Raw genomic sequence first — 25,730 nt, 5'->3', positions numbered from 1 at the left:
AAACTCATTGCAGGACTCGTTTCTACTTAGTGGGTGTTCCGTGTTTATTTGTGGGATATGGTGCTGATCATGTTCTGTGGCTATGTCCGGATATAGTTTGATCTCGTTACCAGTAAGCGTTTTTAACTCGCTTTCACTGAGGTGATGCAAGGTGGTAAAGTGTTTCGTCGATCTGTGTATCGTGAAGTTTCCTTTCGAATGGAAGGATAGGGTTTCCTCGAATACGTCGTTTGCAAGAAATTTCAAATAGTAATCGTGAGAGATTGTCATTGATTAAGTCTCAGACATTCGCACATCAGCCAGTGGCTGGTGGACTGTTTGGTTATAAGCCCACTTTCAAGGTTTAAAGTCGTGGACTGCAATGTGGAGTCTTGAGTGACTTTTCGGGGTTGGGAAGTAGTGAGGGTGGTGATACTTTTAACGATTGCACTTAGAATCAATGTTAGCTGTAATGGGTCTAGGGGTTGCGGCGGTAGACTGATTCTGTTTGTTTGGCAAAAATTCAACATTTTTGTCCATAAATTAAATCCCGGGCGCTGGGTCTCATAGCTGATTATTCGATCAATGACGCAAAAGGCGCACGGGTTACCGATCTCAGGTACGAAAGGCTCTGTTAAATGAAAGCAGTTTCCGCTGATAAACCCAATGCATATTGCACAGTCAGTATTTTCTCTGCAGGTTTTGAAGTATAAGTCACGAAGCTTTGAAGGGTTAAGCGTTAGGCTTGATAAAACAAAAAATGTTTTTTGTGCTGGTTTGATTGGTGTGTCGTAGTTAAGTTTTGTTAAACTTATCGTCGCGTTAGTATTCTTCGTAATGTATTTTGTAAGTTCTGAGGTAATTTCCCAGTCATGATAGATGTGCGCCTTGTTGAAATATGGGTTTTCTTTGATTTGGCTGATAGTTAACACTTGCTTGAGGAATTCTAGGACTTCGTCTGGCTCTAGATTGTGTTCTTGGAATACCTTATTTAGCTGTCCGGTAGTTGTTTCTGGTAGGTGGGTTTCTTTTATTGCTCTAAGTGCTCTTTCCAGGTTGGGGGAGTGTATTTTTGTTATTCCTTTTTCGGAATAGAGTAGTGTGTCTGTGTCAAAATTTAATATTTCATAATTGTTTATTCGTATTTGCATGTCCGTCTCCTAGGCCTGCGTCTCTCATGCGCTGGTTTTGAGACACAGGCCATTTCAGTAGTTAGCTAGAAGGTTCTAGCTCGCTAATCCCATTGTTACCACTACCTCCTGAGCCACCACTCCCGCCACTACATCCACCGCCGCCGCCGCAACCGCCGCTTCCCCCGCATCCGCCTGCACCTCCTGATCCGCCAAAAAACTCCATGTTTGAGATTTCTGGGTTGTTAGTACTTACAAGGATTTCGCCTAGTTTTTGATCACTGTTCATTTGTTTTTTCTCCAGTAGTAAAAGATATCTCGACTTGATGTCCTTCAGATTTCGTTGAAGGTGTGAAATGTTTAGGTGTTTTTATTTTTTCTGTCAAAGCACGGCGCATAAGCTGGAAGCGATGTGGCCATTTCTTGTTTAAAGGGGAGTGGTTGATTTCGGAAAGGTCTGTTGAAATGTCTTGAGTTAAGTATGTATCTGTTGTAGGAGCTTTCTGTATTTCAAGGCAGGTGTTATCGGTTCCTTACTTTTTGTAGTCCATGTCTTGATAATTTTTGTGAGATTTCTTTTTTATTAGGACTTTGTTTCTTGGTTTGTAATTTGTTGTTGTGCAAAATTCCGACGGAAGGTTTTTATTATTTTTGTTTATAGTGGCGTTGGCGGAGTATTGAGTGGATGTCGAGAAAGAGGTTTGCTCGCCGCATCAGCAACCATCATGGGAGAAATCACCTTGTGATCGCTGGTTTGCCTCATTTTCTTCGGTAATTGTTGCCGTCGTCCGGGCTTTGTTAGAATCGCGTTTTTTCAACAGGTCAGCCTCCATGCAAATTGCCCTGGCCCCGATGGAGGGGCTGGTCGACGACATTCTTCGCGACGTACTGACCCAGGTGGGCGGCATCGACTGGTGTGTCACCGAGTTCATTCGGGTCTGCGACCGCCTGCTGCCGGCGGCGACCTTCGAAAAGCTCGCGCCGGAGCTGAGCCAGGGCGCCCGCACTGCGGCCGGGGTGCCGTTGCGGGTGCAATTGCTCGGTTCCGACCCGGTGTGCCTGGCCGACAACGCAGTGCTGGCCTGTGAGCTGGGCGCGCCGGTGATCGACCTCAACTTTGGCTGCCCGGCCAAGACCGTCAACAAGTCGCGGGGCGGGGCGGTGCTGCTCAAGGAGCCGGAACTGCTGCACGCGATCTTGTGTGAAGTGCGTCGCGCGGTGCCTGCGCATATCCCGGTCACGGCCAAGATGCGCCTGGGTTTCGACAGCCCCGACGGCGCCCTGGACTGTGCCCGGGCCCTGGCCGAAGGCGGCGCCGAGCAGTTGGTGGTGCACGCGCGGACCAAAGTTGACGGCTACAAGCCGCCGGCCCATTGGGAGTGGGTGGCGCGGGTGCAAGAGGCGGTCAAGGTGCCGGTGTATGCCAACGGCGAGGTCTGGACCCTGGAAGACTGGCGGCGCTGCCGCGAAGTCAGTGGCGTTGAAGACATCATGCTGGGGCGTGGCCTGGTTTCGCGCCCGGACCTGGCCCGGCAGATTGCCGCCGAACGCGATGGCGTCGAGTTCGTGCCCATGGACTGGCAGAGTTTGCTGCCGCTGATCCAGGACTTCTGGGGCCAGGCCCGCGCGCAGATGACCCCGCGCCAGGCGCCGGGGCGACTCAAGCAATGGGTGGCAATGCTGACCCGCACCTACCCCGAAGCGGTGGCGCTGTTCACCGAATTGCGTCGGGAAACCGACTGCGATCGGGTCGGGCAGTTGATTGGTGTACCGGTCAGCGAGGCGGCCTGAAAAAATTTTTGCAGGGTTGCTTGAAAAGCAGGCGAGGGTCCTTATCTAGGGAGTACGCGATGCCGAAGTCGGGTCGCGCTACTACACAAACTCGCTGATTTTCAGGAGATGCATCATGACTACTGCTTTTTCTCTGGCTCCACTGTTCCGCCATTCCGTGGGTTTCGACCGTTTCAATGACCTGTTCGAATCTGCGGCGCGTAATGAGGCGGGTAGCAGCTACCCTCCCTACAACGTTGAAAAACATGGCGATGACCATTATCGAATCGTCGTTGCTGCGGCCGGTTTCCAGGAGCAGGATCTGGACCTGCAGGTGGAAAAAGGCGTCTTGACCGTGACTGGCGGCAAGCGTGACAGCAACGCTGATAGCGTTACCTATCTGCATCAGGGCATCGCCCAACGGGCGTTCAAGTTGTCGTTCCGGTTGGCTGACCATATCGAGGTCAAGGCGGCTGGTCTGGCGAACGGGCTGCTGAGCATTGATCTGCTGAGGATTGTGCCGGAAGAGGCCAAGGCCAAGCGGATTCCTATCAATGGTGAGAGCAAGCCTGCTCTGAATTGATTGGTTGATGTGAATGAGGGCACCTTCGGGTGCCCTTTTTGTCTTTGGTGATTATCCATTGGCGAGGGTGCTGCCGAGGCACCTTTCCGCCCTTACGGCGGCTTACTTTTTTCAGTCGAAAAAAAAGTAAGCAAAAATTCTCGCCCCACCAGTGGGCCCTACGCTGCGCTTCGGGTTCCCTCGCTCCGGTGTCGCTACGGGGCATTGCGAACTACGAGTTGCAAGCAACTCTACGTTTCGCAACTTCGGCTAACGCCGAAGGTGCTGCGCACTAGCCCCTTCGCAACACCTGCACTCGGCCCTTCTGGTTGACGGGGCCAGGTGGATCAAGATCAAAAGCAGATCAAGAGCACGATTCGAGTTGCTTTTGTGGGAGCGGGCTTGTTCTGGTCAAGTTTTACCGGACACCGATTACGGTGATCAAGCTGCCAACTGCTCCATTGCTATTGGCGACAGGTAGTTGTTGTAGCTATGGAGCCTGATTTGGTTGTAGCGCAAGAAGAAGCTGGTCATGTCCTGTCTGGCTTCTTCGATCGTTGCATAGCCCTTGGCGGGCACCCATTCTGATTTGAGCGTGCCAAATAAGCGCTCCGTTGGTGCGTTGTCCCAGCATTGGCCTCTGCGGCTCATGCTTTGGGTTATGCCATGCTCAAGCAGTTCGGATTGGAAGCGTTGGCTGGTGTATTGGCAGCCTTGATCCGAATGAAACACCAAGCCCGCATGTTTGCCTCGTACTCCCACCGCCATTCCCAAGGCCTTGCTGACCAGGTGGGCATCATTGATCAGAGAAAATGACCAGCCAATGACCCGCCGGGCGAACAGGTCAATGACCACGGCCAAGTGATACCAGCGCTTCCCAATCATCAGGCTGGTTACGTCACCGCACCACACCTGATTGATTGCTGTGGGCTGGAAGTTGCGTTCAAGGACATTCTTGGCCACAAATGCTTCTACACCTCTGGAGCGATATTGGTGGCGACGGCGCTGTCTGCTGGTCAGGTTCGCTTCTGCCATAAGTCTTCCAGCTAGATACCTTCCAACCTTTAGCTGCTGGGCCTTCAAATACTGAGAAATCATTCTCGCACCAGCACTTTCCCTGCTTTCAGCATGCAATTGCACGACCTTTGCCCTGAGCGCATCACGCTCGGTATTGGGTACCGAGCGGCGATCGAGCCAGTCATAAAACGCACTGCGGGAAACGCCCAGAGCGCTGCAAAGCTGGCTGGTCGGATACGAGCCTGACTCTCTCAGCTCCTCGATCAGGAAAAACGATCGGGATCCGACATCAAGAGAGCGGTAGCTTTTTTTAGGATTTCGGCCTCGGTCTCTAAACGTTTGATCTTGGCGCGTAACTGCTGGAGCTCCCGCTGCTCATCGCTGATTGCCTTGGTACCTGGCACTGGTTGCCCTTTCTGACGCTCTTTACGAACCTGGTCTACCCAGCGGCGCAGAGCTGTGGGGCCGACGTCCATTGATGCGCAGACCTCGGGAACCGAGCAGTTGTCGTCAAGAACCATGCTTGCAGCACGTTGCTTGAACTCGCGGGTATAAGTCTTTCGTTCTTGCATGGAGCCTCCTGGTTGGGCGAATCATATCGCCCTTAAGAGGTGTCCGGGATCATTAGGCCAGTTCAGCTTGACCCGCGATGCGATGTGGCAGGCGGGACGATATCGCGGAGCTAGCCCGCTTCTACATTTTCGAAAGCTTCAGTAGCCCGCCGGCGCTTCAAGCAACATCGCCCGAAACTCCCCCAGCGGCAACGGCCGGCTATGCAGGTAGCCCTGGTACAGGTGGCAGCCCAGCCGCTCAAGAAACTCCAGTTGCTCCGACAGCTCGACCCCTTCGGCAATCACCGCCAGGTCCAGGCTGCGGGCCATGGCGACGATGGCGCGGACGATTTCGGCGTCGTTAGGGTCGATCGGGGCGTCGCGGACGAAGGACTGGTCGATCTTCAGGGCATCCACCGGCAGGCGCTTGAGGTAGGTCAGCGAGGAGTAGCCGGTGCCGAAATCATCCATGGCAAAGCTCACGCCAAAGGCCTTGAGTTCGCGCATTTTGCTGATGGTGTCTTCGAGGTTCTGGATGACGATACCTTCGGTGATTTCCAGCTTGAGGATCTTGTGCGGCAGGCGGTAGTCGTCAAGGCTGCGCATTACCCGTTCGACGAAGTCGTTCTGGCGGAACTGGCGCGGGCTGATGTTCACGCACAGGCTGAAGTCGTCGGGGTCGATCAGGCCGTCGCGCAGCATACCGGCGCAGGCGTCGCAGGCTTCGTCGAGGATCCAGCTGCCAACTTCGAGGATCAGCCCGCTTTCTTCCAGTACCTGAATGAACTGCGCCGGCGGCTGCTGGCCCAGTTGCGGGTGGTGCCAGCGCAACAGCACTTCGGCGCCGACGATGCGGTTGTCGCGGGCGTCGACCTGGGGCTGGAAGTGCAGGGCCAGTTCGCCGCGGGCCAGGGCCAGGCGCAGGTCGTTTTCCATGCGCAGGCGTTCGCTGGCAGCCTTTTGCATAGTGGTGTGGAACATTTGCGTGGTGTTGCGCCCGGAGTCCTTGGCCCGGTACAGGGCGATGTCCGCACGCTTGAGCAAATCGGCCGGGGTCGAGCCGTGGTCGGGGATCAGCGCCACGCCGATGCTCGGCGTCACCTGCAGGCGCTGGCCGTCCAGCGACATTGGCTCGGCCAGCAGTTCGCGCAGGGTATCGGCCAGTTCGCGGACTTTTTCCGTGACTTCCTCGCGGCTGCCTTCCAGGCCGCTGAGCAGCACCACGAACTCGTCACCACCCAGGCGCGCGACGGTGTCTTCCAGGCGCACGCTGGCTTCCAGGCGCGCGGTGATGATCTTCAGCACCGTGTCGCCGACCGGATGGCCAAGCGAATCGTTGATGTGCTTGAAGTGGTCGAGGTCGAGAAATAGCAGGGCGCCACGCAGGTTGTGGCGCTTGAGCAGGGCGATCTGCTGGCTCAGGCGGTCCATCAACAGGGCGCGGTTGGGCAGGTTGGTCAGCGGGTCGTGGTAGGCCAGGTGGCGGATCTGCGCCTGGGCATTCTTCAACTGGCTGACGTCGCGGGCGGTGAGCAGCAGGCACTCGGTTTCGTTGAGGTTGATCGGCTCGATCGAAACCTCGACGGTGAGGATGTCGCCACGCTTGTTGCGCCCGAGCATTTCCCGGTGATGCACGCGGCCTTTGTCGTGGAATTCGTTGAGCAGCGCGGCGCGCTGTTTGTCGTCGGCCCAGATGCCGATGTCGTGCACAGTCTGGCCGATCACTTCAGCGGCGCTGTAGCCGGTCAGGCGGCAGAAACCGTCGTTGACCTCCAGGTAGCGGCCGCTGTCGCGTTCGGTGATGGTGATGGCGTCGGGGCTTGAATGGAAGGCCTTGGCGAATTTCTCTTCGCTGGCCTTGAGCGCCGCTTCGGCGCGCTGCTGCTGGGTGATGTCGCGCAGGGTGGTGACGCTGCAGGGCTGGTTGTCGACCTTGATCAGGCGGCTGGAAATCACGCAGGTCAGCGGCTGCCCGTCCTTGTGGTTGACCACCACGGCGACGTTGTTCAAGGCCTGGTCGCGGATCACCCGTTCGATGCGCCGGGCGCGTTCGGCTGACTCGGCCCACAGGCCGATCTGTTCGGCGGTGTTGCCCAGTACCTGTTCGGCGTTCCAGCCAAACACCTGGGTAAAGGCCGGGTTGATCTCGATGAACTGGCCGCTGTCCTGGCGGGTCACGCAGATCGGGTCGGGGCTGGCCTGGAACAGGCTGGCGAACTTTTCTTCGGAACTGGTCAGGCGCTGCTCGCGCTCCACTTGTTCGGTGATGTCCAGCAAGGTGCCGGCCATGCGCAGCGGGTTGCCCTGTTCATCGCGGTACAGGCGCGCGCGGCTTTCAATGAAGCGCGAGCTGCCGTCTTCCATCTGGATGCGGTAGGTGATCTGGTAATTGCCGGCCGGACCTTCGCGCAGGCTGCGGTAGGCCTGGCGCATGCTGCTGCGTTCCATTTCCGGCACGCCTTCGAAAAACGACTCGAAGGATTCGTGAAACGGCACCGGCTCAAGGCCGTGCAGTTCGGCGGCGCGCGCCGAGCCATAGAGCATGCCGCTGGGGATGTGCCAGTCCCAGGTGCCCAGTTGTGCCGAGTCCAGGGCCAGGTCCAGGCGTTCCTGGCTGTCCTTGAGCGCTTGTTCGGCGCGTTTGCGCTCGCTGGTGTCGACGAAGGTGCTGAGCAGGTAGGCGGTGCCTTCCAGGTCGATGTTCTGAGTACAGAGCAGGCCGTCGTGGACTTCGCCGCTGCTGCCGCGAAACTGCACTTCGAGGGTCACCGGGCCGCTGGTGCCGCTGGTCGCCGCCAGCACCTGCAGGCGCTGCTGTGGATGCACCCACAGGCCAAGTTCGAGGGTGCTCTTGTTGATGATCTGGTGGCCCGGCCAGCCGAGGATGTTCTCGAAGTGCTGATTGACCTCGTAGATCATGCCGTCGGCGCGGCGGGTCAGGAGGATGACATTGGGGCTCAGGTGGAAGAGCGTGGCAAAGCGCTTTTCCGAGTTGATCAGCGCCGCTTCCCGTTCACGCTGGCGGGTAATTTCGCGAATCACCCCGACCATCTGTCGCCGGCCGTTGCGGTCCTTGGTCATGCTGCCGTTGATTTCCAGCCAGTGCAGGCTGCCGTCGGGCCAGCGGATGCGATGGCGCAGGGCTTGCTCGACCGGCTCGCCGTTGACCACCGCATGAAAGGCCTGCAGGGCGCGGGCGCGGTCTTCCATGGGCACCAGTTCCAGGTAGTCCAGGTCATTGGGCAGCGGCTGGTGCGGGTCAAAGCCGAACAGCGCCTGGGTGCCGCGCGACCAGCTGATCTGCCCGGTCTCGACATCCCAGAACCAGGCACCCAGGCGCGCACCGTTAAGCGCCGCCAACAGTTGCGGGGCGTTTTCCCAGGTTTGCTCCGATTCCTGGGGGTCCGCTGCATGAATTCGGGGCATGCGCGGAAAACGGTTTGCTGATTTGGGCATCGATACCAGACCTTTGGCAGATAACGCGTCCTTGAGCGGGCGGGTGTGCCCGGGTACTACCTCAGTGGTTCAAGGGGCTTGCATGGCTGTCGAGCAATGCCATAAAGGCCCTGGCGGCATTCGATAACGTTCGTTCGGTGTGCAGAATGTAGCCTAGCTGGCGCGACAGCTGTATGCCCGGCAAGGCGATGGGCGCAACCTGCTCGTCGAGCATAGTACGCGGCAGCACGCTCCATGCCAGGCCGATGGAGACCATCATCTTGATGGTTTCCAGATAGTTGGTGCTCATGGCGATGTTCGGCGTCAGGCCCTGGGCTTCGAACAGGCGCTGGACGATATGGTGTGTGAAAGTGTTACCACCGGGGAACACCGCCGGATGGTGGGCAATGTCGGCCAGGCTGACCGCGCCTTTGCGTGCCAGCGGGTGCTCTGGGGCGGCGACGAAGTCCAGCGGATCGTCCCATACCGGCACGGCACGCACCAGGTGGTGCGGTTCCGGGGCCAGGGTGATGACGGCGATCTCTGCGCGGCCATGGAGGATTTCTTCGTAGGCAACTTCCGAATCGAGAAACTGGATATCCAGCGCCACCGCCGGGTACTGGCGGGTGAAGGCTCGCAGCAGCGGCGGCAGGCGGTGCAGGCCGATGTGATGGCTGGTGGCCAGGGTCAGGCGCCCGCTGACTTCCCCGGTGAGGTTGGTCAGGGCCCGGCGGGTGTCGTCCAGCACATTCAGTATCTGATAGGCGCGCGGTAGCAGCGCGCGCCCTGCCTCGGTCAGGTTGACCTCGCGGCCGAGGCGGTCAAACAGGCGCACATCCAGTTGCTGCTCAAGGCCGGCGATACGTTTGCTGATTGCCGGCTGGGTCAGGTGCAAGCGCTCGCCGGCCCCGGAGAAGCTGCCAGTCTCGGCAATCGCGATAAAGGCATTGAGGTTGGCCAGGTCCACTACTCGAATTCCTTTTGGTTATCCAAAGCATAAAAATTATGAATTTGAGTTATTCAATCTACCGGCATAGCATCGTCCGTACAAGCCAAGGGGTTATTGGCATAGAAAGACGCTGATGAGGAACAGTCTGATGGCCGGCAAAACGCTTTACGACAAGCTCTGGGATTCGCATTTGGTCAAGCAGCGCGACGATGGTTCGGCGCTGATCTACATCGACCGTCACATCATTCACGAAGTGACGTCGCCGCAAGCCTTCGAAGGCCTGCGTCTGGCCAATCGCAAACCCTGGCGCATCGATGCCAACATCGCCACGCCTGATCACAACGTGCCGACCACCCCGGAGCGCAAGGGCGGTATCGATGCCATTGTCGACCAGGTCTCGCGTTTGCAGGTTCAGACCCTCGATGAAAACTGCGACGAGTATGGCATCGTCGAATTCAAGATGAATGACGTGCGTCAGGGCATCGTCCACGTCATCGGCCCGGAGCAGGGCGCGACCTTGCCGGGCATGACCGTGGTCTGCGGCGACTCGCACACCTCGACCCACGGTGCCTTCGGCGCCCTGGCCCACGGTATCGGCACCTCCGAGGTCGAGCACGTACTCGCCACCCAGTGCCTGGTGGCCAAAAAGATGAAGAACATGCTGGTGCGCGTCGAAGGCACATTGCCGTTCGGCGTCACCGCCAAGGACATCGTCCTCGCGGTGATCGGCAAGATTGGCACCGCCGGCGGCAACGGCCATGCCATGGAATTCGCTGGCAGCGCGATTCGCGAGTTGTCGGTCGAAGGGCGCATGACCATCTGCAACATGTCCATCGAAGCCGGCGCCCGGGTGGGCCTGGTGGCCACCGATGAAAAAACCGTCGAGTACGTCAAGGGCCGCCCCTATGCACCCAAAGGCGAGCAGTGGGCGCAAGCGGTCGAAGCCTGGAAAGACCTGGTCTCCGACGCCGATGCGGTGTTTGACACGGTGATCGAGCTGGACGCTGCGCAGATCAAGCCGCAGGTCAGCTGGGGCACCTCGCCGGAGATGGTTCTGGCCGTCGACCAGCGCGTACCGGACCCGGCTGCCGAGGCCGATCTGGTCAAGCGTGGCTCGATCGAGCGGGCGTTGAAGTACATGGGCTTGAATGCCAACCAGGCGATCACCGACATCCAGCTCGATCGGGTGTTTATCGGCTCTTGCACCAACTCGCGCATCGAAGACCTGCGCGCCGCCGCCGAGATCGCCAAGGGCCGCAAGGTGGCCGCGACCATCAAGCAGGCGATCGTGGTGCCGGGCTCGGGCCTGGTCAAGGCCCAGGCCGAGAAAGAAGGCCTGGACAAGATTTTCCTCGAAGCGGGCTTTGAGTGGCGTGAACCGGGTTGCTCGATGTGCCTGGCGATGAACCCCGACCGCCTGGAGAGTGGCGAGCATTGCGCCTCGACCTCCAACCGCAACTTTGAAGGGCGTCAGGGCGCCGGTGGCCGGACCCACCTGGTGAGCCCGGCCATGGCCGCCGCCGCCGCCGTTACCGGCCGTTTTGTCGATGTACGCGAGTTGATCCAAGGGAGCGCAGCATGAAAGCCTTTACCCAGCACACCGGCCTTGTCGCGCCATTGGACCGTGCCAACGTCGACACCGACCAGATCATTCCCAAGCAGTTCCTGAAGTCGATCAAGCGCACCGGCTTTGGCCCCAACCTGTTCGATGAATGGCGTTACCTGGATGTCGGCCAGCCGTACCAGGACAACAGCAAGCGCCCGCAGAACCCGGATTTCGTGCTCAACCACGCGCGTTATCAAGGTGCCAGCGTGTTGCTCGCCCGCGAGAACTTCGGTTGTGGCTCAAGCCGTGAACATGCGCCGTGGGCCCTGGAAGAGTACGGCTTTCGCAGCATCATCGCGCCGAGCTATGCCGACATCTTCTTCAACAACAGCTTCAAGAACGGCTTGCTGCCGATCATCCTCAGCGATGAGGAAGTCGACGAGCTGTTCAAGCAGGTTGAAGCCGATCCGGGTTACCAGTTGAGCATCGACTTGCAGGCTCAGACCGTGACCCGCCCGGACGGCAAGGTGCTGACCTTCGAGATCGATGCATTTCGCAAGCACTGCCTGCTCAACGGCCTGGATGACATCGGCCTGACCTTGCAGGATGGCGATGCGATTGCCGCCTTTGAAGCCAAGCACCGGGCCAGCCAGCCCTGGTTGTTTCGTGACGCTTGATTGATGCCAATCGCGGGGCAAACCCGCTCCCACATGCCCCGCGATAAGGCCCCAGGAGATGTAGATGACCAGCACCACCCATAAGGACGTCGTCCAGCGCCAGTTCGGCGAACAGGCCAGTGCCTACCTGAGCAGCGCCGTGCATGCCCAGGGCAGCGAGTTCGCCCTACTACAGGCCGAGCTTGCCGGCCAGGGCCGGGCACGCCTGCTGGACCTTGGCTGTGGCGCCGGCCATGTGAGTTTCCACGTTGCCCCGCTGGTGCGTGAAGTGGTGGCCTACGACCTGTCGCAGCAGATGCTGGATGTGGTCGCCGCCGCTGCCAGCGAACGTGGCTTCGAGAACATCGTCACCGAACGCGGCGCCGCCGAGCGCCTGCCGTTTGCCGATGCTTCGTTCGAATTCGTCTTCAGCCGCTATTCGGCGCACCACTGGAGCGACCTGGGCCTGGCGCTGCGGGAAGTGAAACGGGTGCTCAAGCCCGGCGGCGTGGCAGCCTTCATCGACGTCATGTCGCCGGGCAGCCCGTTGCTCGACACTTACCTGCAGAGCGTCGAGGTGCTGCGCGACACCAGCCATGTACGCGATTATTCGGCCAGCGAATGGCTGCAGCAGGTCAGCGAAGCCGGCCTGTTCACCCGCAGCCACAGCCGCCAGCGCCTGCGCCTGGAGTACAGCTCGTGGGTCGAGCGCATGCGCACCCCTGAAGTGATGCGTGGCGCCATCCGCCAATTGCAGCAGGCGATGGGCGAAGAAGTACGGCAGTATTACCAGATTGAAGCCGACGGCTCGTTCAGCACCGATGTCGTGGTGCTCTGGGCCGAACGCTAGGTTTTTTCCGGCAGGCCAACAGGGCGTGCCGCTTGAATTGAATAGAGGAAAGCATGAGCAAGCAGATTCTGATTCTTCCAGGTGATGGCATCGGTCCGGAAATCATGGCCGAGGCGGTCAAGGTGCTGGAACTGGCCAACGACAAGTTTCAGCTCGGTTTTAGCCTGGAGCACGACGTCATCGGCGGCGCTGCCATCGACAAGCACGGCGTGCCGCTGGCCGACCAGACCCTGGAACGCGCACGCAAGGCCGATGCCGTGCTGCTCGGCGCCGTTGGCGGGCCGAAGTGGGACAAGATCGAGCGCGACATTCGTCCTGAACGCGGCCTGCTGAAAATCCGCTCGCAACTGGGCCTGTTCGCCAACCTGCGTCCGGCGATTCTCTACCCGCAACTGGCCGACGCTTCGTCGCTCAAGCCAGAAATCGTCGCCGGCCTGGACATCCTCATCGTTCGCGAGCTGACCGGCGGCATCTATTTCGGCGCACCCCGCGGCACCCGCGAGCTGGAAGGCGGCGAGCGCCAGTCCTACGACACCCTGCCATACAGCGAGAGCGAAATCCGCCGTATCGCCCGGGTCGGTTTCGACATGGCCCGCGTGCGCGGTAAAAAACTCTGCTCGGTCGACAAGGCTAACGTCCTGGCCTCCAGCCAGCTGTGGCGCGAGATCGTCGAGGAAGTCGCCAAGGACTACCCGGACGTCGAACTCAGCCACATGTACGTCGACAACGCCGCCATGCAACTGGTGCGTGCGCCCAAGCAGTTCGACGTGATGGTCACCGACAACATGTTCGGCGACATCCTGTCGGATGAGGCTTCCATGCTCACCGGCTCCATTGGCATGCTGCCATCAGCGTCGCTGGATGCCGGCAACAAGGGCATGTACGAGCCTTGCCACGGCTCGGCACCGGACATCGCCGGCCAGGGCATCGCCAACCCGCTGGCGACCATTTTGTCGGTGTCGATGATGCTGCGTTACAGCTTCAACCAGCAGGCGGCAGCCGAGGCCATTGAAAAGGCCGTCAGCCTGGTATTGGATCAGGGGCTGCGCACCGGCGACATCTGGTCGGACGGTTGCAGCAAGGTAGGTACGCAGGAAATGGGCGACGCAGTAGTCGCAGCGCTGCGGAATCTGTAATCTCTCGGGCCCGCTGCTGTTTTTCCTAGTGAAGCAGCGGCCCACTTTTTAGCAAAGGTGTAGTTGCGATGAAACGTGTAGGTCTGATCGGTTGGCGCGGTATGGTCGGTTCCGTGCTCATGCAGCGGATGCTGGAAGAGCAGGATTTTGATCTTATCGAGCCGGTGTTCTTCACCACCTCCAACGTCGGTGGCCAGGGTCCGGCAGTGGGCAAGGATATTGCTCCGCTCAAGGACGCTTACAGCATTGAAGAGCTCAAGACCCTCGATGTGATCCTGACCTGTCAGGGCGGCGACTACACCAACGAAGTCTTCCCCAAGCTGCGCGAAGCCGGCTGGCAGGGCTACTGGATCGACGCCGCCTCCAGCCTGCGCATGCAGGATGATGCGGTCATCGTTCTCGACCCGGTCAACCGCAAGGTCATCGACCAGCAGCTCGACGCCGGTACCAAGAACTACATCGGCGGCAACTGCACCGTCAGCCTGATGCTGATGGGCCTGGGCGGCCTGTTCGAAGCCGGCCTGGTCGAGTGGATGAGCGCCATGACCTACCAGGCAGCCTCCGGCGCCGGTGCGCAGAACATGCGCGAGCTGATTCGCCAGATGGGCGCGACCCACGCCGCGGTCGCCGATGACCTGGCCAACCCGGCCAGCGCCATCCTCGACATCGACCGCAAGGTTGCCGAGGCCATGCGCAGCGACGCCTACCCGACCGAGAACTTCGGCGTGCCGCTGGCCGGCAGCCTGATCCCGTGGATCGACAAAGAGCTGCCTAACGGCCAGAGCCGTGAAGAGTGGAAGGCCCAGGCCGAGACCAACAAGATCCTCGGCCGCTTCAAGAGCCCGATCCCGGTCGACGGCATCTGCGTGCGCATCGGCGCCATGCGTTGCCACAGCCAGGCACTGACCATCAAGCTGAACAAGGACGTGCCGATTGCCGACATCGAAGGCATGATCAGCCAGCACAACCCTTGGGTGAAACTGGTGCCGAACCAGCGTGAAATCAGCATGCAGGAGCTCAGCCCGACCAACGTCACCGGTACCCTGAACATCCCGGTGGGTCGCCTGCGCAAGCTGAACATGGGTTCCCAGTACCTGGGCGCCTTCACCGTTGGTGACCAGCTGCTGTGGGGCGCGGCCGAGCCACTGCGGCGCATGCTGCGCATCCTCCTGGAGCGTTGATCGCCAGGCAGTGTTGAACCCAGGCCCGTGCTGGAAACAGCACGGGCTTTTTTGTGGGTGGTCCACGCTGTGGGAGCGGGGTTGACCCGCGATTCAGGTGTTCCGCGCATGAGAATCCAAGTAAAGTGCCGCTCCCGCCGTTTCAGCAGAGGATTTTTCCATGAGCCAGCCTATTGATATCGCCGTTATCGGTGCCACCGGTACTGTCGGTGAAACCCTCGTGCAGATCCTCGACGAGTGCGATTTCCCGGTCGGCACCCTGCACCTGCTGGCCAGCAACGAATCGGCGGGCAGCGGCGTGATGTTTCGCAGCAAGAGCCTGCGCGTGCGCGAGGTCGACAGCTTCGACTTCAGCAAGGTCAAGCTGGCCTTCTTCGCCGCCGGTCCGGCAGTGACCCGCAGCTTCGCGCCACGGGCCCAGGCGGCTGGTTGCGCAGTCATCGACCTGTCCGGCGGCTTGCCGGCCGAGCAGGCGCCGGCGGTGGTGCCGGAAGCCAACCCGGCAGTGCTCGACAGCCTCAAGGCGCCGCAGCAACTGAGCAGCCCAAGCGCCGCAGCGATTGCCCTGGCGGTAACCCTGGCGCCCCTTAAGGGCTTGCTGGAACTTGAGCGCATTAATGTCACCGCGTGCCTGGCGGTCTCGGCCCAGGGGCGCGAGGCGGTCAACGAGCTGGCCCGGCAGACCGCCGAGCTGCTCAACGCCCGCCCGCTGGAGCCGCGCTTCTTCGACCGGCAGATGGCCTTCAACCTGTTGGCCCAGGTCGGTGCCAGCGATGCTGACGGCCATGGCGCCCTTGAACGCCGCCTGGTCAGTGAGTTGCGCGAAGTGCTCGGCTTGCCTTCACTGAAGATTTCGGTGACCTGCGTTCAAGTCCCGGTGTTTTTCGGCGATAGCTACAGTGTGTCCGTGCAAAGCCGCACGCCGGTCGACCTGGCGGCGGTCAACGCCGCACTGGAAGCCGCTGACAGCATCGAACTGGTGGAGGAGGGTGATTATCCGACGCCGGTGGGTGACGCAGTGGGCCAGGACGTGGTCTATGTTGGACGGGTACGGGGTGGAATCGACGAGGTTGAGCAGCTCAACCTCTGGCTGACCACCGACAATGTGCGCAAAGGTGCGGCCCTGAACGCGGTCCAGCTGGCGCAATTGTTGATAAAAGGCCTTGTGTAAAAGATACTTGCCGACAATTTGCTCCACTTGTTCTCGCTTGCCGGGGAAGGTTCATTCAAAGGAAGAGGTCATGCTTCGAATTCGCAAACTGGTCTTAGCAATAGCCGCGGCGTCGGCGCTGTCGTCCGGTATGGCGCATGCCCTCGGGTTGGGCGAGCTGACCTTGAAGTCAGCGCAGAACCAGCCCCTGGATGCCGAGATCGAACTGCTCGATGTCCGCGACCTGACCGCGGCCGAAGTAGCGCCGAGCCTGGCGCCGGCCGAAGAGTTCGCCAAGGCCGGTGTCGAGCGCCAGGCGTTTCTCAATGACCTGACCTTTACCACGGTGATCAACCCCAACGGCAAGAGCGTGTTGCGGGTGACCTCGAGCCAGCCGCTGCCGGCGCCGATGGTCAAGTTCCTGGTCCAGGTCATGTGGCCGAGCGGTCGCCTGCTGCGCGACTACAGCGTGCTGATTGACGCGGCCAAGTTCAACGCTCCGGCCGGACAACCGGCGCCGGCCGGCGTTGCGCCTGCGGTAACCGCGGCCAACTACACCACCGTGCGTCGCGACACCCTGTGGGAAATCGCCTCGAAAGCCCGTCAGGGCGGGTCGGTGCAGCAGACCATGCTGGCCATTCAGGCGCTGAACCCGGATGCCTTCATCAACGGCAACATCAACCTGCTGAAAACCGGCCAGGTCTTGCGCCTGCCCGATCAACAGCAGATCACCAGTATTCCCCAGGCCCAGGCCGTTACCGAAGTGGCCGAGCAGTATGCTGCCTGGCGCGAAGGCCGGCGCCTGGGCCCGCGCGCACGCCAGCTGGACGCCACCCGGCGCAGCGGCACCGAGGCGGCGCCGGCACGTATCGCCAACCAGGACAACCTCAAGCTGGTCGCACCCGGCAGCAAAGGCGCTGCGGGCAGTAAAGGTCTCAACGACAAGCTGGCTGTGGCCCAGGAAAGCCTGGACACCAGCCGTCGTGACAACGAAGAACTGAAAGGCCGCATGGCCGACCTGCAGAGCCAGCTGGACAAACTGCAGCGCCTGATCGCGCTGAAAAACGACCAACTGGCCAAGCTTGAAGCCCAGGGCGCCGCTGGCGCGCCGGCGCCTGAAGCTGCCGCGGCCCAGCCGCCGGCCATTGCCGCCGAGTTGCAGCCGGCTCCTGCCGAACCGGTGGTCACCCCGGCACCGGCTGCGGTCGATACCGCACCGGTTGATCCGGCGCAGCCTGCTGCCGACCAGGCGCCGGCCGACTCGAACAAGATGCTCGACGATCTGCTCGGCAACCCGCTGTTGCTGGCGCTGATCGCCGGTTCCGCGTTGTTGGTGCTGTTGCTTCTGCTGCTGTTGCTGGCCCGCAAGCGCAAGGCCGACCAGGAAGCGGAAAAACACCTGCGCATGGCCCGCGCCCTGGCCGAAGAGGGCGAGCGCGCCCCAGACTTGGACCTGCCGCCAAGCAGTTTTGAAGGCCTGGACATCGCGCCGCCGAGCGTGACCCTGGCACCGGCAGTGGTCGCGGCATCTGCCGCCGCCGCCACAGCCGCCGCCTTGCCTGCCGAAGAGCCGGCGCCTGTGGTGGCGGAGCCAGCGCCGAGCAAGCCGGTGCAAGGCCCGATTGCCGCGCCATTGGTTGCTCCGGCGGCCAGCCCGGCAGCCCCGACCGGCGACACTGTGCTCGACGAAGCAGAGTTGAGCATTGCCCGTGGTCGCCTCAATCACGCCGCCGAACTGCTCGAGCCTGCGGTTACCGCAGCCCCTGAGCGCAGCGACCTGCGCCTGAAGCTGATGGAGGTCTATGCCCGCCAGGGCGATCGCGATGCCTTTGTCGGCCACGAGCGGCAGTTGATTGCCACCGGCCAGAACCATGCCGATGTCGAAGCCCTGAAAAACCGCTTCCCGGCCATGCTCGCCGTCGCGGCGGCGGGCGTCAGCGCGGCGGCGCTGGCGGCTGAACTGGATGCCCAGTATGTCCAGGAGCTGCTGCAGGACGAGGCGCCAGCCGAACCGCTGGCAGAAGCCGAACCAGCCGTCGAGCCAGCCGTTGAGCCAGAAGCAGGGGCCGAGCCTGAACCTGAACCTGTGGTTGAAGAATCGCTGGCCGAGCCTGAGCCTGTTCCTGAAGACGACCTGGACAGTGCCTTCGACCTGAGCCTGGATGACGACCTGCAAGGCCTGGAGCTGGACGCGCCGCCACTGCTCGACGAGCCCTCGCTGGCTGTTGAAGCGCCACAAGCCGAAGCAGTCGCGAGCGAAGCCAGCCCGGCGCAACCGGACTTCGACGCCTTGCTCGCAGAGCATCTTGCCGAGCCTGAGCAGGCCCTGGACGACCTCGCCGATTTCGACCTCGACGTCGCTGGCGACGAGCCAGCGCTGGCGCCGAACAGCGAGACCGTCGATATCGCCGCAGAGCTGGCGGCGTTCGATGAAACCATGCCCGAGTTCGACCCGTTGAGCGAGCTGGACCTGCCGGAAGACTTCGACCTGTCGCTGTCACTGGAGGACTCGCAGGCGGATAAAAACTTTGCCTCGGAGCTCGATGACGTCAACGCCGAACTCGACAAGCTGTCGCAAAGCCTGGAGCAGCCGTCGATCGAGCCGCACTTCAGCGAAGCGGACGCCGCGATCAGCGACGACCTCGACGATGATTTCGACTACCTCGGCGGCGCCGACGAAGTGGCCACCAAGCTCGACCTGGCCCGGGCCTATATCGACATGGGCGACCATGACGGCGCCCGCGACATTCTCGACGAAGTGCGCAAGGACGGCAGCGATGCCCAGCGCCAGGAAGCCGACGAGCTGCTCTCGCGCCTGGTCTGAGTTCACCCTGTGTAAAACCAACGGCAGCCCAAGTGGCTGCCGTTGTCGTTATAATTGCCGCCATCTGCTAAACCGACAGGCTGTATCCCCTTGGAAATCATTGATAACGCGGCTGCCGAAGTGGCCGCCGAAGGCTTCTTTCGTATCGCCCTGGGCGTTGAGTACAAAGGTTCGCGCTACCGCGGCTGGCAGCGCCAGGCCAGTGGCGTGGCAAGCGTGCAGCAAACCCTCGAAGAAGCCTTGTCGCGGGTGGCCGATTCGCCGGTCACCCTGCACTGTGCCGGGCGCACCGATGCCGGCGTGCATGCCTGCGGCCAGGTGGTGCATTTCGACACCCAGGCGGTGCGCAGCATGAAGGGCTGGACCATGGGCGCCAACATCAACCTGCCGCACGACATCAGCGTGTCCTGGGCCAAGCAGATGCCGGCGCACTTCCATGCGCGCTTCAAGGCCATTGCCCGGCGTTACCGCTACGTGATCTACAACGACCAGATCCGCCCGGCGCACCTGGGCGAAGAGGTGACCTGGAACCACCGGCCGCTGGACGCCGAGCGCATGGCCCTGGCCGCCGAGTACCTGGTCGGCACCCACGATTTCAGTGCCTTTCGCGCCGGCCAGTGCCAGGCCAAGTCGCCGGTCAAGAACCTCCATCACCTGCGTGTTAGCCGCCACGGCCAGATGATCGTCCTCGACATCCGCGCCAGCGCCTTCCTGCACCATATGGTGCGCAACATTGCCGGCGTGCTGATGACCATCGGCGCTGGCGAGCGCCCGCCGGAGTGGGCCCTGGAAGTGCTGCAAAGCCGAGAGCGGCGCGCCGGCGGGGTGACCGCGCATCCGTATGGGCTGTACCTGGTGCAGGTCGAGTACCACGACGAGTTCGAACTGCCCGAGCGTTACATCGGCCCACACTTCATTACCGGCTACGAGGCATTGACGGGCTGACGGCCCGCAAGCCATTTGCTAACATCCGGAACTTTCCGCTTTCTGCTGAGGTTCACAGGTCATGAGCGCCGTTCGCAGCAAAATCTGCGGCATTACCCGCATCGAGGATGCGCTGGCCGCAGCCGAGGCGGGCGCCGATGCCATCGGCCTGGTGTTCTATGCCAAGAGCCCGCGGGCGGTCGATGTGCAGCAGGCGCGGGCGATCATCGCCGCCTTGCCGCCGTTCGTCACCACCGTCGGCCTGTTCGTCAACGCCAGCCGTTGCGAGCTGACGGACATCCTCGAAGCGGTGCCGCTCGACCTGCTGCAGTTCCATGGCGATGAAACCCCGGCCGATTGCGCAGGTCACAAGCGTCCATGGATCAAGGCCTTGCGGGTGCGCCCGGGCGACGACCTGGAGGCCAGCTGCAAGCGCTACAGCGGTGCCAGCGGCATTCTTCTCGATACCTACGTGGCCGGCGTGCCCGGCGGTACCGGCGAGGCGTTCGACTGGTCGCTGGTGCCTGCGCAACTGAGCAAGCCAATCATCCTCGCCGGCGGCCTGTCGCCGGATAACGTCGCCCAGGCCATTGCGCAGGTGCGGCCTTATGCGGTGGATGTCAGCGGCGGCGTGGAGCAGGCCAAGGGCATCAAGGACCCGGCGCGGATCGAGGCGTTTATCCGCGCGGTCAAGCAGGCGTGAAAGCGCTGCGTGCTGCGGATGTGACGGCTGGCCGCGCGCCATCGTCCATAGCTTTCGCAGCCCGGTGCTGCCGGATCGCGCCCATGGGCCGGTCGAAATTAGCGGGTGACGCCACGGGCGTCGCCCTTACAGGTTGACGAGGGTGCGGTATCGGGGTGGCTCGCTGCAGGCGGGCGCCGGAGCCGCATCTTCATCGCGTCATACACGAATTGAGCTCAAGGGCATACGCGCGAGCCGGCAGCCATAGCCTGCCGGTCGCCGCTACTGGAGAAAGAAAGCATGAGCAACTGGTTAGTAGACAAACTGATCCCTTCGATCATGCGTTCCGAGGTGAAGAAGAGTTCGGTCCCTGAAGGCCTGTGGCACAAGTGCCCGTCCTGCGAGGCCGTGCTGTATCGTCCGGAGCTGGAAAAGACCCTGGATGTCTGCCCTAAGTGCAACCATCACATGCGTATCGGCGCCCGCGCCCGTATCGACATCTTCCTCGATGCCGAAGGCCGCGCCGAGCTGGGCGCTGACCTGGAACCGGTCGACCGCCTGAAGTTTCGCGATGGCAAGAAGTACAAGGACCGCCTGACTGCTGCCCAGAAGCAGACCGGCGAGAAAGACGCACTGATCTCCATGAGCGGTACCCTGCTGGGCATGCCGATCGTGGTCAGCGCCTTCGAATTCTCCTTCATGGGTGGTTCGATGGGCGCCATCGTCGGCGAGCGTTTCGTCCGTGCCGCCAACTACGCCCTGGAAAACCGCTGCCCGATGGTCTGCTTCTCGGCCTCCGGTGGTGCGCGCATGCAGGAAGCGCTGATCTCGCTGATGCAGATGGCCAAGACCTCCGCAGTACTGGCACGCCTGCGCGAAGAAGGCATCCCGTTCATCTCGGTGCTGACCGATCCGGTCTACGGCGGCGTTTCTGCCAGCCTGGCGATGCTTGGTGATGTCATCGTCGGTGAGCCCAAGGCGCTGATCGGCTTTGCCGGCCCGCGGGTGATCGAGCAGACCGTACGCGAGAAGCTGCCAGAAGGCTTCCAGCGCAGCGAGTTCCTTCTGGAGCACGGCGCCATCGACATGATCATCCCGCGTCAGGAGCTGCGTCAGCGGCTGGGCAACCTGCTGGCCCAGATGATGGGCCTGCCGACGCCCACGTTCGTCGCCCCGGTGATCGAGCCGATCGTCGTGCCGCCGGCGCCTGCCACCGTATGACCCAACGTACCCTTGGCGACTGGCTCGCCTACCTCGAGCAGTTGCATCCGTCGGCCATCGACATGGGCCTGGAGCGTTCGCAACAGGTCGCTGCGCGGCTCGGGCTGGGCCAGCCGGCGCCACGGGTAATCACCGTGACCGGCACCAACGGCAAGGGTTCGACCTGCGCCTTCGTTGCCGCGTTGCTGCGCGCCCAGGGCCTCAAGGTCGGCGTTTACAGCTCGCCGCACCTGCTGCGCTACAACGAGCGGGTGCAGATCAACGGCGCTGAAGCCGGCGATGAGCAGCTGTGCGAAGCCTTCGCCGCGGTTGAAGCGGCCCGCGGCGACATCTCCCTGACCTACTTCGAAGCCGGTACCCTGGCGGCGTTCTGGCTGTTCAAGCAGGCGGCGCTCGACGCCGTGGTGCTCGAAGTCGGCCTGGGCGGACGCCTGGATACCGTCAACATCGTCGATGCCGACCTGGCGCTGGTCACCAGCATCGGCGTTGACCATGTCGACTACCTGGGCGACACCCGTGAGTTGGTGGCCTTCGAGAAGGCCGGGATCTTCCGCCAGGGCAAGCCGGCCCTGTGTGGCGACCTCAATCCGCCGCAGCCGTTGCTGGACAAGGCCCGCGCCCTGAACAACCCGCTGTTTTTGCGCGGTCGCGATTTCGACCTGGCCAGCACTGACCAGCACTGGCAGTGGCGTGGGGTCAATGCCCGCGGCGAGGTGGTCGAGCTGCAGGATTTGCCGCTGCTCGACCTGCCGATGGAAAACGCCGCGTTGGCATTGCAGGCCTACCTGTTGCTCGACCTGCCGTGGGATGCCGGGCAGATTGCCGAGGCCCTGCGTAGCACGCGCATGGTCGGCCGCCTCGATCGGCGGGCCTTTACCTGGCAAGGCAAACCTTTGACTATCCTCATGGATGTCGGGCACAACCCGCATGCTGCCGAGTACCTGGCTCAGCGCCTGGCCACCCGGCCGCTTTCGGGCAAGCGCCTGGCGGTGTTCGGTTTGCTCGCCGACAAGGACCTCGAAGGCGTGCTCAAGCCGCTGCAGCACCAGGTTCAGGCCTGGGCCGTGGCGCCGCTGGATACCGCCCGCAGCCGGCCGGCTGACCAGTTGCAAGCGGCGCTGACGAACCTTGGTGCTGCGGTGCAGTCTTATCCCAGCGTCGCCGCCGCCCTGGACGGGCAGTGCGCGCAGGCAACGGCGGATGACGAAATCCTGCTGTTCGGATCATTTTTCTGTGTCGGCGAAGCCCTGCAGTGGCTCGACCGGCAGGCCACGGAGGACGGGGCAAATGGCATTGCTGGATAAAGTGGTCAAGCAACGCATGGTCGGGGCGCTGGTGCTGGTGGCGCTGGCGGTGATCTTCCTGCCGATGCTGTTCTCGCGCGAAGACGAAATGCGCCAGGTGCGCGTCGAAGCCCCCGAGGCACCGGCCGCGCCGACCCTGCCGCAAGTGCAGGTAGAGCCGGTGCAGGTCCCCGAGCCGCAGGTATTACCCGAAGAGCCGCTGATCGTCGAGCAGGCCACGGCACCGGTGCAGGCGCCAAGCACGCCGATTGCCCCGGCGCCGGCCGCCACGCCGCTGCCGACACCGGCCCCGGCTGCACCGGCTGTCGCGGCAAAACCGGCGACGCCAGCGCCCGCCAAGGTAGAAGCCAAGCCGGCAGCCACCGTCGCCGCTGCGACCAAGCCTGCTGCGGGCAAGATCGACGCCAATGGCCTGCCGGTTAGCTGGTCGATTCAGATGGCCAGCCTGGCCAACCGCGCCAGCGCCGACAACCTGCAGAAAACCCTGCGCAGCCAGGGCTACAACGCTTATATCCGTTCGGCCGAAGGCATGAACCGGGTGTATGTCGGACCGTTGATCGAGCGCGCCGAGGCCGAGCGCCTGCGCGATGTGATCAACCGCCAGCAGAAGCTCAAGGGCTTTGTCGTACGCTTCCAGCCCGAGCGCAGTTGAACCCTTGCCGCCCGGCCCGTACCGGGCGGTAAATCACTGCTTACCGACAGCCCGTTGCTCTGGTAAAATGCGCCGCCTTATCCGTTTGCAGGCAACACTGTGGCATTTACCTGGGTCGACTGGGCGATTCTCGCGATCATCGCCATTTCTTCGCTGATCAGTCTCAAGCGCGGCTTCGTCAAAGAGGCCTTGTCGCTGCTTACCTGGATCATCGCCGGTGCCGTGGCCTGGATGTTCGGTGGCTCGCTGTCGCAGTACCTGGAAGCTTATATCCAGACGCCTTCGGCCCGGGTCATCGCCGGATGCGCCATTCTTTTCGTCGCCACCCTGCTGGTGGGGGCCATGATCAACTTTCTCATCGGCGAGCTGATTCGCGTCACCGGGCTGTCCGGGACCGATCGCTTCCTGGGCATGGCCTTCGGCGCCGCCCGCGGGGCCTTGCTGGTGGTCGTGGCGGTCGGGCTGTTGAGCCTGGGGCCGGTACAACAGGATCAGTGGTGGCAGGAGTCTCGCCTCCTGCCACAATTTCTATTGGTGGCTGACTGGTCGAAAAACCTCATTCTGGGGTTCACCAGTCAGTGGCTAGCCAGCGGGATCAGCGCACCGGCTGATCTCCCGTTCCAGGAACAGCTGCTGGGGCCCAAAACGCCTTGAGCGCTTTTCAATCCAGTTTCATTAAGTAGGGGTTGCGTCGCATGTGTGGCATCGTCGGTATCGTCGGTAAGTCGAACGTCAATCAGGCGCTGTATGACGCGCTAACCGTCCTCCAGCACCGCGGCCAGGACGCTGCCGGTATTGTGACCAGCCATGATGGCCGGTTATTCCTGCGCAAGGACAACGGCCTGGTCCGTGACGTATTCCAGCAGCGCCATATGCAGCGCCTGGTCGGTCACATGGGTATCGGCCACGTGCGCTACCCGACCGCGGGCAGCTCGACCTCGGCCGAGGCCCAGCCGTTCTATGTCAACTCGCCCTACGGCATCACCCTGGCGCACAACGGCAACCTGACCAACGTCGAACAGCTGGCCAAGGAGATCTACGAGTCCGACCTGCGCCACGTCAACACCAGTTCCGACTCGGAAGTGCTGCTCAACGTCTTCGCCCATGAGCTGGCGGTGCGTGGCAAGCTGCAACCGACCGAAGAAGACGTGTTCGCCGCAGTCACCGACGTGCACAACCGTTGCGTTGGCGGTTACGCGGTGGTGGCGATGATCACCGGCTATGGCATCGTCGGCTTCCGCGACCCCAACGGCATCCGTCCGATCGTGTTCGGCCAGCGTCACACCGACGAAGGCGTCGAGTACATGATCGCTTCCGAAAGCGTTTCTCTGGACGTGCTGGGCTTCACCCTGATCCGTGACCTGGCGCCGGGCGAAGCGGTGTACATCACTGAAGAGGGCAAGCTGCACACCCGTCAGTGCGCGACCAACCCGCAACTGTCGCCGTGCATCTTCGAACACGTCTACCTGGCCCGCCCTGACTCGATCATCGACGGCGTCTCGGTGTACAAGGCGCGCCTGCGCATGGGCGAGAAGCTGGCCGAGAAGATCCAGCGCGAGCGCCCTGACCACGACATCGACGTGGTCATCCCGATTCCCGACACCAGCCGCACCGCAGCGCTGGAGCTGGCCAACCACCTGGGCGTCAAATTCCGCGAAGGCTTCGTCAAGAACCGCTACATCGGCCGTACCTTCATCATGCCCGGCCAGGCCGCGCGCAAGAAATCGGTACGCCAGAAACTCAACGCCATCGAGCTGGAGTTCCGCGGCAAGAACGTGATGCTGGTCGACGACTCGATCGTGCGCGGCACCACCTGCAAGCAGATCATCCAGATGGCCCGCGAAGCCGGCGCGAAAAACGTCTACTTCTGCTCGGCCGCCCCGGCGGTGCGCTTCCCTAACGTCTACGGCATCGACATGCCGAGTGCCCACGAGCTGATCGCGCACAACCGCAGCACCCAGGATGTCGCCGAACTGATCGGCGCCGACTGGCTGGTCTACCAGGACCTGCCGGACCTGATCGAAGCGGTCGGCGGTGGCAAGATCAAGATCGAGCATTTCGATTGCGCGGTGTTCGACGGCAAGTACGTCACCGGCGACATCGACGAAGCCTACCTGGACAAGATCGAGCAGGCGCGCAACGACGCCTCCAAGGTCAAGAACCAGGCGGTCAGCGCGATCATCGACCTCTACAACAACTAAGTTAGGAGCA

General features: G+C 61.8%; 21 protein-coding genes. 16 read left to right on the top strand and 5 right to left on the bottom strand.

The genetic code is table 11. The features are described from left to right. Positions 1–266 precede the first annotated feature (266 nt). Positions 267–1,130 carry an McbB family protein gene (locus LOY37_RS19130; RefSeq protein ID WP_258715524.1) on the bottom strand — a complete coding sequence of 288 codons (864 nt, stop codon included), beginning with the start codon at positions 1,128–1,130 and terminating at the stop codon, positions 267–269. An 810-nt stretch (positions 1,131–1,940) separates the two neighbouring features. On the opposite strand from LOY37_RS19130, the gene LOY37_RS19125 reads away from it, so the two are divergent. Together LOY37_RS19125 and LOY37_RS19120 are read left to right on the top strand one after the other, a co-directional pair. After that, a complete protein-coding gene (locus LOY37_RS19125; protein WP_258715523.1) occupies positions 1,941–2,900 on the top strand; it encodes a tRNA-dihydrouridine synthase in 960 nt (319 codons plus the stop codon). A gap of 115 nt (positions 2,901–3,015) precedes the next feature. Beyond that, entirely contained in the window at positions 3,016–3,462 is a 447-nt protein-coding gene (locus LOY37_RS19120) for an Hsp20 family protein (protein WP_045195122.1), read from the top strand. Between the two features lie 420 nt (positions 3,463–3,882). On the opposite strand, the gene LOY37_RS19115 is transcribed toward LOY37_RS19120, so the two are convergent. The 4 genes from LOY37_RS19115 to LOY37_RS19100 all read right to left on the bottom strand — a co-directional run bounded on the left by LOY37_RS19115 (position 3,883) and on the right by LOY37_RS19100 (position 9,411). Continuing rightward, complete coding sequence (locus LOY37_RS19115) at positions 3,883–4,713, bottom strand: IS3 family transposase (RefSeq protein WP_258717184.1); 831 nt, start codon at positions 4,711–4,713, stop codon at positions 3,883–3,885. A gap of 8 nt (positions 4,714–4,721) precedes the next feature. Continuing rightward, the gene (locus LOY37_RS19110; RefSeq protein ID WP_258715522.1) at positions 4,722–5,030 is read right to left on the bottom strand and encodes a transposase; all 309 of its coding nucleotides are present in this window, start codon (positions 5,028–5,030) and stop codon (positions 4,722–4,724) included. A 138-nt stretch (positions 5,031–5,168) separates the two neighbouring features. Further along, positions 5,169–8,465: a PAS domain S-box protein gene (locus tag LOY37_RS19105; protein WP_045195120.1), complete on the bottom strand. Its 3,297-nt coding sequence runs from the start codon at positions 8,463–8,465 to the stop codon at positions 5,169–5,171. Positions 8,466–8,526: 61 nt separating this feature from the next. Continuing rightward, a complete protein-coding gene (locus LOY37_RS19100; protein ID WP_093380610.1) occupies positions 8,527–9,411 on the bottom strand; it encodes a LysR family transcriptional regulator in 885 nt (294 codons plus the stop codon). A gap of 130 nt (positions 9,412–9,541) precedes the next feature. Between LOY37_RS19100 and leuC the strand changes: the two genes are divergently transcribed. The 14 genes from leuC (at position 9,542) to purF (ending at position 25,720) form a co-directional block, all read left to right on the top strand. Continuing rightward, positions 9,542–10,975: a 3-isopropylmalate dehydratase large subunit gene (gene leuC, locus LOY37_RS19095; RefSeq protein WP_045195116.1), complete on the top strand. Its 1,434-nt coding sequence runs from the start codon at positions 9,542–9,544 to the stop codon at positions 10,973–10,975. Next, positions 10,972–11,616, top strand: coding sequence for a 3-isopropylmalate dehydratase small subunit (leuD, locus tag LOY37_RS19090; protein ID WP_045195114.1), 645 nt, complete (start codon positions 10,972–10,974; stop codon positions 11,614–11,616). Before leuC ends, leuD begins: the two co-directional genes overlap by 4 nt. A gap of 64 nt (positions 11,617–11,680) precedes the next feature. After that, the gene (locus LOY37_RS19085; protein ID WP_093380612.1) at positions 11,681–12,445 is read left to right on the top strand and encodes a class I SAM-dependent methyltransferase; all 765 of its coding nucleotides are present in this window, start codon (positions 11,681–11,683) and stop codon (positions 12,443–12,445) included. 53 nt (positions 12,446–12,498) lie between these two features. Further along, a complete protein-coding gene (gene leuB / locus LOY37_RS19080; RefSeq protein WP_258715521.1) occupies positions 12,499–13,581 on the top strand; it encodes a 3-isopropylmalate dehydrogenase in 1,083 nt (360 codons plus the stop codon). Positions 13,582–13,649: 68 nt separating this feature from the next. Continuing rightward, positions 13,650–14,762: an aspartate-semialdehyde dehydrogenase gene (gene asd, locus LOY37_RS19075; RefSeq protein WP_045195108.1), complete on the top strand. Its 1,113-nt coding sequence runs from the start codon at positions 13,650–13,652 to the stop codon at positions 14,760–14,762. A gap of 160 nt (positions 14,763–14,922) precedes the next feature. Continuing rightward, entirely contained in the window at positions 14,923–15,933 is a 1,011-nt protein-coding gene (locus LOY37_RS19070; protein ID WP_045195107.1) for an aspartate-semialdehyde dehydrogenase, read from the top strand. A 70-nt stretch (positions 15,934–16,003) separates the two neighbouring features. After that, a complete protein-coding gene (locus LOY37_RS19065; protein ID WP_258715520.1) occupies positions 16,004–18,736 on the top strand; it encodes a FimV/HubP family polar landmark protein in 2,733 nt (910 codons plus the stop codon). Between the two features lie 120 nt (positions 18,737–18,856). Then, positions 18,857–19,681, top strand: a complete 825-nt coding sequence (truA, locus tag LOY37_RS19060; RefSeq protein WP_045195741.1) for a tRNA pseudouridine(38-40) synthase TruA — start codon at positions 18,857–18,859, stop codon at positions 19,679–19,681. Between the two features lie 61 nt (positions 19,682–19,742). Further along, on the top strand, positions 19,743–20,363 hold the full coding sequence (locus LOY37_RS19055; RefSeq protein WP_258715519.1) for a phosphoribosylanthranilate isomerase: 621 nt from the start codon (positions 19,743–19,745) through the stop codon (positions 20,361–20,363). 279 nt (positions 20,364–20,642) lie between these two features. Next, positions 20,643–21,563, top strand: coding sequence for an acetyl-CoA carboxylase, carboxyltransferase subunit beta (gene accD / locus LOY37_RS19050; protein WP_045195100.1), 921 nt, complete (start codon positions 20,643–20,645; stop codon positions 21,561–21,563). After that, positions 21,560–22,867: a bifunctional tetrahydrofolate synthase/dihydrofolate synthase gene (folC, locus tag LOY37_RS19045; protein ID WP_258715518.1), complete on the top strand. Its 1,308-nt coding sequence runs from the start codon at positions 21,560–21,562 to the stop codon at positions 22,865–22,867. Before accD ends, folC begins: the two co-directional genes overlap by 4 nt. Further along, on the top strand, positions 22,851–23,519 hold the full coding sequence (locus LOY37_RS19040; protein ID WP_258715517.1) for an SPOR domain-containing protein: 669 nt from the start codon (positions 22,851–22,853) through the stop codon (positions 23,517–23,519). Before folC ends, LOY37_RS19040 begins: the two co-directional genes overlap by 17 nt. Before the next feature lie 99 nt (positions 23,520–23,618). Next, positions 23,619–24,173, top strand: a complete 555-nt coding sequence (locus LOY37_RS19035) for a CvpA family protein (RefSeq protein ID WP_045195095.1) — start codon at positions 23,619–23,621, stop codon at positions 24,171–24,173. 41 nt (positions 24,174–24,214) lie between these two features. Then, a complete protein-coding gene (gene purF, locus LOY37_RS19030) occupies positions 24,215–25,720 on the top strand; it encodes an amidophosphoribosyltransferase (protein WP_010223267.1) in 1,506 nt (501 codons plus the stop codon). Positions 25,721–25,730: the final 10 nt, after the last annotated feature.

This window comes from Pseudomonas sp. B21-012 (genome assembly GCF_024749305.1).
GTDB lineage: Bacteria > Pseudomonadota > Gammaproteobacteria > Pseudomonadales > Pseudomonadaceae > Aquipseudomonas.
The sequence above is the reverse complement of the archived record's forward strand: the minus strand, read 5'-3'. Positions and strand labels throughout refer to the sequence as shown.